Annotated in this window: 5 protein-coding genes; all 5 read left to right on the top strand. The window is 67.8% G+C overall.

The window, feature by feature from the left end; all coding sequences use genetic code 11:
* The first annotated feature begins 609 nt into the window (after positions 1-609).
* The 5 genes from RSA25_RS17710 (at position 610) to lpdA (ending at position 8,700) form a co-directional block, all read left to right on the top strand.
* Entirely contained in the window at positions 610-2,025 is a 1,416-nt protein-coding gene (locus RSA25_RS17710) for a cupin domain-containing protein (protein WP_332810147.1), read from the top strand.
* Positions 2,026-2,027: 2 nt separating this feature from the next.
* Complete coding sequence (locus tag RSA25_RS17705; RefSeq protein WP_332810146.1) at positions 2,028-2,933, top strand: GNAT family N-acetyltransferase; 906 nt, start codon at positions 2,028-2,030, stop codon at positions 2,931-2,933.
* A gap of 185 nt (positions 2,934-3,118) precedes the next feature.
* A complete protein-coding gene (locus tag RSA25_RS17700; RefSeq protein WP_332810145.1) occupies positions 3,119-5,950 on the top strand; it encodes a 2-oxoglutarate dehydrogenase E1 component in 2,832 nt (943 codons plus the stop codon).
* A gap of 43 nt (positions 5,951-5,993) precedes the next feature.
* Positions 5,994-7,202, top strand: a complete 1,209-nt coding sequence (gene sucB, locus RSA25_RS17695) for a dihydrolipoyllysine-residue succinyltransferase (RefSeq protein WP_332810144.1) — start codon at positions 5,994-5,996, stop codon at positions 7,200-7,202.
* Positions 7,203-7,263: 61 nt separating this feature from the next.
* Positions 7,264-8,700, top strand: a complete 1,437-nt coding sequence (lpdA, locus tag RSA25_RS17690; RefSeq protein WP_332810143.1) for a dihydrolipoyl dehydrogenase — start codon at positions 7,264-7,266, stop codon at positions 8,698-8,700.
* Positions 8,701-9,059 lie beyond the last annotated feature (359 nt).

The raw sequence follows: 9,059 nt of genomic DNA, 5'->3' as shown, positions 1-9,059 counted from the left end.
CACACCCGCCGCCATCGCCGCCCCCGACCCGACCGACCTACCCGGTAGGGTCGGATCCCGATCGACCGCCGACCCTGCCGATCAGCGCGGCGAACGCAGGACCTCGGCCGAAGAAAGACACAGGCCACCATCGCCAGCCGGGACCCGACCGACCCACCCGGTAGGGTCGGATCCCGATCGACCGCCGACCCTGCCGATCAACGCGGCGAACGCAGGACCGCGGCCGAAGAAAGACACAGGCCACCATCGCCAGCCGGGAACCCGACAGACCCACCGGTAGGGTCGGATCCCGATCGACCGCCGACACTGCCGATCAGCGCGGCGAACGCAGGACCTAGGCCGAAGAACGACGGGCGCCGCAGCGACAGTGTTCTTCCTCGTCATGGACGACTGAGCAGCCGGGCAAAGCCTGACGCTACGGGCGCTTTGTTGCAATGCGTTACCTGATCCGGACACGGCATCGGCAGTCGGCCGGGACGCGACCCGACCAGCGCCACCCCGCGACACCCCACCGCAGGTGCACATCCGGTCCAACCAGCGGACAATGGCCGGGTTCGCGCCGGCTTCGCCGCGCCCCGCTTTCCGCCTATACGCTTCCAGGATTCCCCCATGGCTGCCCGCAAGACCAAGACCCCCGTCATCGAGATCCAGGCCCGCCCCGGCCTCCCGCTCGGCATGCCTGCCGCCACCTTCCTGCGCGACTACTGGCAGAAGCGCCCGCTGCTCATCCGCGCGGCCTTCCCCGATTTCCAGACCCCCGTGCAGCCCGAAGACCTGGCCGGCCTGGCCTGCGAGGAGACCGCCCTGGCCCGCCTGATCACCCATGACCGCGCCACCGACGGCTGGACCGTGCGCAGCGGCCCGTTCCAGGAAGCGGAATTCCCCGGCATGCCCGACCACGACTGGACCCTGCTGGTGCAGGACGTGGACAAGTGGGACCCGGACGTGCGCGCGCTGATCAACCACTTCGACTTCCTGCCGCGCTGGCGCATGGACGATGTGATGATCAGCTTCGCCGCCACCGGCGGCTCGGTCGGCGCCCACGTGGACCAGTACGACGTGTTCCTGCTGCAGGCCCACGGCCACCGCCGCTGGCAGATCGACGCCAGTGAATCGACCAAGGGCAAGCGCCCGCCGCTGGACTTCCGCGACGACGTGGAACTGAAGCTGCTGCGCCGCTTCAAGCCCACCCACGACTGGGTGCTGGCGCCGGGCGACATGCTTTACCTCCCGCCCAACGTGCCACACAACGGCGTGGCCGAAGACCCCTGCCTGACCTTCTCCTTCGGCATGCGCGCGCCGGCCTCGGCCGAGCTGATCAGCGATTACCTGGACACCCTGATCGAGAACGCCGACGAGGCGATCCGCTACCAGGACCCGGACCTGAAGGTGCCCGAAGACCCCAACGAGATCGACGTGGTGGCCATGAACCGCGTGGTCGAGGCGCTCAACGCCATCCGCATGAACGATCCGGACAAGCTGGGCGACTGGTTCGGCCGCTTCATCACCACCTACCGCGCCGCCGGCGAGGTGATGCCCGGCGGCGAGCCGGTGGCCCGCGACGAGATCGAAGCGGCGCTGGCCGCCGGCCTGGACCTGCAGCGCCATCCGTGGGCGCGCCTGGCCTGGCGGCGTGCCAAGCGTGGTGCCAGCCTGTATTGCAGCGGGCTGGCGTTCGCCCTGCCGGTCAAGGACGCCCAGGTGCTGGCCGCCACCGAACAACTGGGCAACGCGCTGTACCAGAAGCTGTCGAGCAAGGGTCGCGATGCGGTCCAGGCCCTGGTGTCCGGCGGCTACTACCAGCTGTTCGATGCCCTGGCCTTCGATGACGAAGACGACTACGAGGAGGAGGAGGAGGACGGTGCCTTCGCCGAGGATCCCATCGTGGACGGCAGCGAGGCGGTGGAGATCGACGCGGACCCGGCCCAGCCGGACGTGCACGAAGTGAACATCCACGAAGACGGCATCGAAGTCATCGTCGATTTCGAGGACAGCGACGTCCCCGACGACGGCAAGCCGGCCTGAGCATGGCCGCTGGCGTCCAGGTCGAGGTCGTGCCCTACCTGGCCCAGCGCGACGCGCTGCACCGGGTCCGGCAGGCGGCGCTGGACGAGCCCCGGGGCGGGCGTGCCGAGCCCCCGGGCGATGCGCTCGACCCGGTCAGCGTGCACGTGCTGGCGCGGGATGGCGACGGCCAGCCGGTCGGCGCCGGCCGGCTCAGCCCGGACGGTCGCCTCGGCCACCTGGCCGTGCTGCCGCCGTGGCGTGGCCGCCGCGTCGGCCAGGCGCTGCTGCAGGCCCTGCTTGAGGCGGCGCGGGCGCGTGGCTGGCCCGAGGTCACCGCGCTGGCCCCGTCGCCGGCCCGCGTGTTCCTTGCCCGGCAGGGCTTCCTGCCGCAGGGCGAGGCGATCGAGCACGATGGCAGCCCCCACCAGCCCATGCGCCGGCTCCTCGCCGGTGCCAGCAACATCGAGACCGCCGACCAGGCGGTGGCCATCACCACCGCGCTGGTCCACCGCGCGCGTCGCCAGCTGTGGATCCACAGCCGCCAGCTCGACCCGGGCCTGCTCGACGCCCCGCCGGTACTGGAGGCGCTGCGCCGCTTCGGCACCGCCCGTCACGACAAGCAGGCCTGGCTGATCGTGCACGATGCCCAGGCTATCGCCCAGGCCGGCTCACCGCTGCTGGGGCTGCTGCAGCGGCTGCCCAGCGTGTTCCGGGTGCGCCAGGTGAGCGACCCGATCGACCGCGCCCTGGCCTCGGCCTGCCTGCTCAACGATGCCGGCGACTACTACTTTCGTCTGAGCGGGCACCGCTTCGACGGCGAAGCGGCACTTGCGCTACCGGCACGTTCGCGACCGTTGCAGGACGGTTTGCAGCGCGTATGGGAACGTTCGGGCGAATGCAGCCAATTGCGGGCGCTTGGCCTGTAGCTCACGCCACGGGCTCGAACCTGTCTGGGAATGACACCGCAGGTCCTGCCAGGACCGCCGCGCTGCCCCTTCCTGTCTCGATGGGGGTACAATTTGGGCCGTTAGATACCGCCCGCGCAGGGCTATTCACTTTTCCCTGCCGGATCATCGAAGCCTTACCCCACAAGCGAATCCGACCCTCCATCGTGGACAATCTACTGAAGCAGTTTGCGCAGTCTTCGCAGCTCGCCGGCGGCAACGCCTCCTATATCGAGGATCTGTACGAGCAGTACCTCGTTTCTCCGGACAGTGTCGATCCCAAATGGAAGACCTACTTCGACGGCTTCAAGGGCCGCGAAGCCGGTGACATTCCGCACTCGGCCGTCATCGCCCACATCACCGAAGCGGCTAGGAATGCAGGCAACAGCGCCTCGGCCTCCGGTGCCGGCGACGAGCGCGAGCGCAATGTCGGCCGTCTGATCACCGCCTACCGTTCGCGTGGCCACCTCGGTGCCCGCCTGGACCCGCTGGGCCTGACCCCGCCGACCAACCCGCCGGACCTGGGGCTGCCGTTCCACAGCCTGGCCGAGAGCGACCTGGGCAGCGAGTTCAGCACCGGTGGCATCGCCGGCCAGCCGCGCATGAAGCTGCGCGACCTGCTGGACCGCCTCAAGAAGACCTACACCGGCTCGATCGGTGCGGAGTTCATGCACATCTCCGAGGTCGAGCAGCGCCAGTGGCTGTACCAGCGCCTGGAAACGGCCGGTGGCAACTACAACCTGGATGCCGACACCCAGCGCCGCACCCTGGAGCGCCTGACCGCGGCCGAAGGCCTTGAGCGCTACCTGCACACCAAGTACGTGGGCCAGAAGCGCTTCTCGCTGGAAGGCGGCGATGCGCTGATCCCGATGATGGACACCATCATCCGCGACGCCGGCAAGGATGGCGTCAAGGACGTGGTGGTCGGCATGGCCCACCGTGGCCGCTTGAACGTGCTGGTCAACACGCTGGGCAAGAGCCCGCGCAAGCTGTTTGACGAGTTCGAAGGCAAGTTCGAGCACGACGACCACGCCTCGGCGGGCGATGTGAAGTACCACATGGGCTTCTCCGCCGACGTGTCCACCCCCGGTGGCGCGGTCCACCTGGCGCTGGCGTTCAATCCCTCGCACCTGGAAATCGCCGACCCGGTCGTGGCCGGCAGCGTGCGCTCGCGCCAGGAACGTCGCGGCGATACCGCCCGCAAGCAGGTGATGCCGATCCTGATCCACGGCGATGCGGCCTTCTCCGGCCAGGGCGTGGTGATGGAGCTGTTCCAGATGTCCCAGGCCCGCGGCTTCGCCGTCGGTGGCACGGTGCACATCGTGGTCAACAACCAGGTCGGCTTCACCACCTCCAACCCGCTGGATACGCGCTCCACGCGCTATGCCACCGACGTGGCCAAGATGATCGCCGCCCCGGTGCTGCACGTGAACGGCGATGACCCCGAAGCGGTGGTGTTCGCTGCGCAGCTGGCCTTCGAGTTCCGCCAGAAGTTCGCCAAGGACGTGGTCATCGACCTGATGTGCTACCGCCGTTGGGGCCACAACGAGGCCGACGAACCGGCGATCACCCAGCCGCTGATGTACCAGGTGATCCGCAAGCACCAGACCACCCGCGAGCTGTACGCGGCCAAGCTGGAAGCGGCCGGGGTGATCCCCGCCGACGGCGGCAAGGCGCTGGTGGATGCGTACCGCAACAAGCTCGACGCCGGTGAAGTGACCACCGAGCTGGCCCAGGTCGAAAAGACCCCGGCCACCAGCCGCATGTACGTGGACTGGCCCAAGCTGCTCAGCGGCAAGCTGTCCGATGCCGTCTCCACCGCCGTGGGCATGGAGAAGGTCAAGCAGCTGGCGCAGATGATCAACACCGTGCCCGAGGGCGTGGAGCTGCATTCGCGCGTGGCCAAGGTGTACGACGACCGTCGCAAGATGGCCGCCGGCGAGATCCCGGGCGACTGGGGCTTTGCCGAGAACCTGGCCTACGCCACCGTGCTGGACGAAGGCAACAGCCTGCGCCTGGTCGGCCAGGACGTCGGCCGTGGCACCTTCACCCACCGCCACGCGATCCTGCACGACCAGAAGACCGACAACTACTACCTGCCGCTGCGCCAGCTGGTCGAGTCGCCGGAACAGGCCACCATCATCGACTCGCTGCTCAGCGAAGAAGCGGTGATGGCCTATGAGTACGGCTTCTCCACCACCGATCCCAACACCCTGTGCATCTGGGAAGGCCAGTTCGGCGACTTCGCCAACGGTGCCCAGGTGGTTATCGACCAGTTCATCGCCGCCGGCGAAGCCAAGTGGGGCCGCATCACCGGCCTGACCCTGCTGCTGCCGCACGGCTACGAAGGCCAAGGCCCGGAACACAGCTCGGCGCGCCTGGAGCGCTTCCTGCAGCTGTGCGCGCTGGAAAACATGCTGGTGTGCGTGCCCTCGACCCCGGCCCAGGCGTACCACATGCTGCGTCGGCAGATGCGCATGACCACGCGCAAGCCGCTGATCGTGATGTCGCCCAAGTCGCTGCTGCGCCACAAGCTGGCCGTGTCCAGCCTGGAAGAGCTGGCCAATGGCGAGTTCCAACACCTGATCGGCGATGCCAAGGCAGAGGCCAAGAAGGTCAAGCGCGTGGTGCTGTGCTCGGGCAAGGTCTACTACGACCTGCTCGAAGACCAGACCAAGCGCGGCCAGGACGATGTGGCCATCATCCGCGTGGAACAGCTGTACCCGTTCCCGCGCGTGGCCCTGGCCGCGGAGCTGAAGCAGTACGGCAAGGCGGCCGACGTGGTGTGGTGTCAGGAAGAACCGCAGAACCAGGGTGCCTGGTACCAGATCCGCCACCACCTGCAGGCGTGCCTGGCCGATGGCCAGAGCATCCATTACGCAGGTCGCGCCCGTTCGGCATCGCCGGCCGCTGGACACATGGCCGACCACATCATCGAACAGCAGAAGCTGATCGCCGATGCCCTGGTCAACCCGTTCAACGACGCCGTCGCCGAATAACTCTCCCCCTCATTCTAGAAAAGACAAACCAGGAAGCTCCCGCATGGCCACCGAAGTCAAAGCCCCGGTACTGCCCGAATCCGTCGCCGACGGCACCATCGCCACCTGGCACAAGAAGGTTGGCGATGCCGTCAAGCGCGATGAAAACCTGCTTGACCTGGAAACCGACAAGGTCGTCCTGGAAGTGCCCTCGCCGGTCGATGGCGTACTGAAGGAGATCAAGTTCGAGGTGGGTGCCACCGTGACCTCCAGCCAGGTCGTGGCGATCATCGAAGAAGGTGCCGTGGCCGCTGCCGCCCCGGCCGCGGAAGAGAAGAAGGCCGACGCCGCCCCGGCGGCGGCTGCACCGGCTGCCGCACCGGCCGCTGCTGCCGCGCCGGCCCCGGCCGCCAAGTCCTCCGCCGATGCCCTGCCCCCGGGTGCCCGCTTCACCGCCATCACCGAAGGCGTGAATCCGGCCGACGTGGACGGCACCGGCCGTCGCGGCGCGGTCACCAAGGAAGACATCGTCAACTTCGCCCGCAACGGCGGCGCCGGCAAGGCCGGTGGCGCACGTCCGGAAGAACGCGTGCCGATGACCCGCATCCGCAAGCGCATCGCCGAGCGCCTGATGCAGTCCAAGAACGGCACCGCGATGCTGACCACCTTCAACGAGGTCGACCTGTCCAAGGTCTCGGCCGCGCGCAAGGACCTGCAGGACGAGTTCGTCAAGGCGCACGGCATCAAGCTGGGCTTCATGAGCTTCTTCGTGAAGGCCGCCGCCAACGCACTGCAGCGCTTCCCGCTGGTCAATGCCTCCATCGACGGCGACGACATCATCTACCACGGCTACTCGGACATCTCCATTGCCGTTTCCACCGAGAAGGGCCTGGTAACCCCGGTGCTGCGCAACGTCGAGCGCATGTCCTTTGCCGACATCGAAAAGACCATCGCCGACTACGCCAAGAAGGCCCGTGACGGCAAGCTGAGCCTGGAAGAACTGCAGGGCGGTACCTTCACCGTGACCAACGGCGGCACCTTCGGCTCGCTGCTGTCCACCCCGATCATCAACCCGCCGCAGAGCGCCATCCTGGGCATGCACGCCATCAAGGAGCGTCCGATCGCCCAGAACGGCCAGGTCGTGATCGCGCCGATGATGTACCTGGCGCTGTCCTACGACCACCGCATCATCGATGGCAAGGACTCGGTGCAGTTCCTGGTGGACATCAAGAACCAGCTGGAAAACCCGGGCCGCATGCTGTTCGGCCTGTAAGACCTCCCGCCCCTCCGCGCCTGCGCGGAGGGGTTCTGGTAATGCAACAAGGACTATTTCAATGGCTGAACAATTCGACGTCGTCGTCATCGGTGCCGGTCCGGCCGGCTACCACGCCGCCATCCGCGCCGCGCAGCTGGGCCTGAAGACCGCCTGCATCGACGCCGCCCTGGGCAAGGACGGCAAGCCCGCCCTCGGTGGTACCTGCCTGCGCGTGGGCTGCATCCCGTCCAAGGCGCTGCTGGATTCCTCGCGCCAGTTCTGGAACATGGGCCATATCTTTGGCGACCACGGCATCAGCTTCAAGGATGCCAAGATCGACGTCGAGGCGATGGTTGGCCGCAAGGACAAGATCGTCAAGCAGTTCACCGGCGGCATCGGCATGCTGTTCAAGGCCAACAAGGTCGCCGCCTATTACGGTTTCGGCGAGCTGCAGCCGGGCAACGTGGTCAAGGTCACCCAGCATGACGGTTCCATCGTCGAGCTCAAGGGCACCAACGTGATCATCGCCGCCGGTTCGGACTCGATCGAACTGCCGTTCGCCAAGTTCGACGGCGACACCATCGTCGACAACGTCGGCGGCCTGGACTTCACCGAAGTCCCCGCCCGCCTGGCGGTCATCGGCGCCGGCGTGATCGGCCTGGAACTGGGCAGCGTGTGGAAGCGCCTCGGCTCGGAAGTGACCATCCTGGAAGCCCTGCCGGACTTCCTGGCGGCCGCCGATACCGAAGTGGCCAAGGCCGCGGCGAAGGAATTCAAGAAGCAGGGCCTGGACATCCGCCTGGGTGCCAAGGTCTCCAAGGCCGAAGTGACCGGCAAGGGCAAGAAGAAGGAAGTCGCCCTGACCTACGCCGACGCTGAAGGCGAGAAGAGCCTGATCGTGGACAAGCTGCTGGTGGCCGTTGGCCGTCGCGCCGCCACCAAGGGCCTGCTGGCCGAAGGGACCGGCGTCAAGATCAACGATCGCGGCCAGATCGAAGTGGACGACCACTGCCACACCGGCGTGGACGGCGTGTGGGCGGTCGGTGACTGCGTGCGCGGCCCGATGCTGGCCCACAAGGGCTTCGAGGAAGGCATCGCGGTGGCCGAACTGATCGCCGGCCTGCCGGGCCACGTCAACTTCGACACCATTCCGTGGGTCATCTACACCGAGCCGGAGCTGGCCTGGGTCGGCAAGACCGAGCAGCAGCTGAAGGCCGAGGGCATCCCGTACAAGGCGGGCAGCTTCCCGTTCGCCGCCAACGGCCGTGCCGTGGCGATGGTGGAGCCGGCGGGCTTCGTGAAGGTGCTGGCGCATGCCGAAACCGACCGGATCCTGGGCATGCACCTGGTCGGCGCGAACGTGTCCGAACTGGTCCACGAAGGCGTGCTGACCATGGAGTTCAGCGGCTCGGCCGACGACCTGGCGCGCATCTGCCACGCCCACCCGTCGCTGTCCGAAGCCGTGCACGACGCGGCCATGGCCGTGAGCAAGCGCGCGATCCACAAGGCCAACTGAGCCGGCGTTGATCGCGTAACGAAAAACCCCGCCGCGGCGGGGTTTTTTGTACCCGCCCGGCAGTGCCGGCCGCTGGCCGGCTCCGCACGATTCGGCAATCCCGGCCGCTGGCCGGCTCCTCGCCACACGGTAGTGCCGGCCGCTGGCCGGCTCCCCGCCATCCGGTAGTGCCGGCCGCTGGCCGGCTCCCCACCATCCGGCAATGCCGGCCGCTGACCGGCTCCCCGCCATCCGGTAGTGCCGGCCGCTGGCCGGCTCCCCGCCATCCGGCAATGCCGGCCGCTGGCCGACTCCCCGCCATCCGGGTAGTGCCGGCCGCTGGCCGGCTCCCCGCCATCCGGTAGTGCCGGCCGCTGGCC

This window comes from Stenotrophomonas sp. (genome assembly GCF_036662295.1).
GTDB lineage: Bacteria > Pseudomonadota > Gammaproteobacteria > Xanthomonadales > Xanthomonadaceae > Stenotrophomonas.
This window is presented reverse-complemented; position numbering and strand designations above follow the sequence as displayed.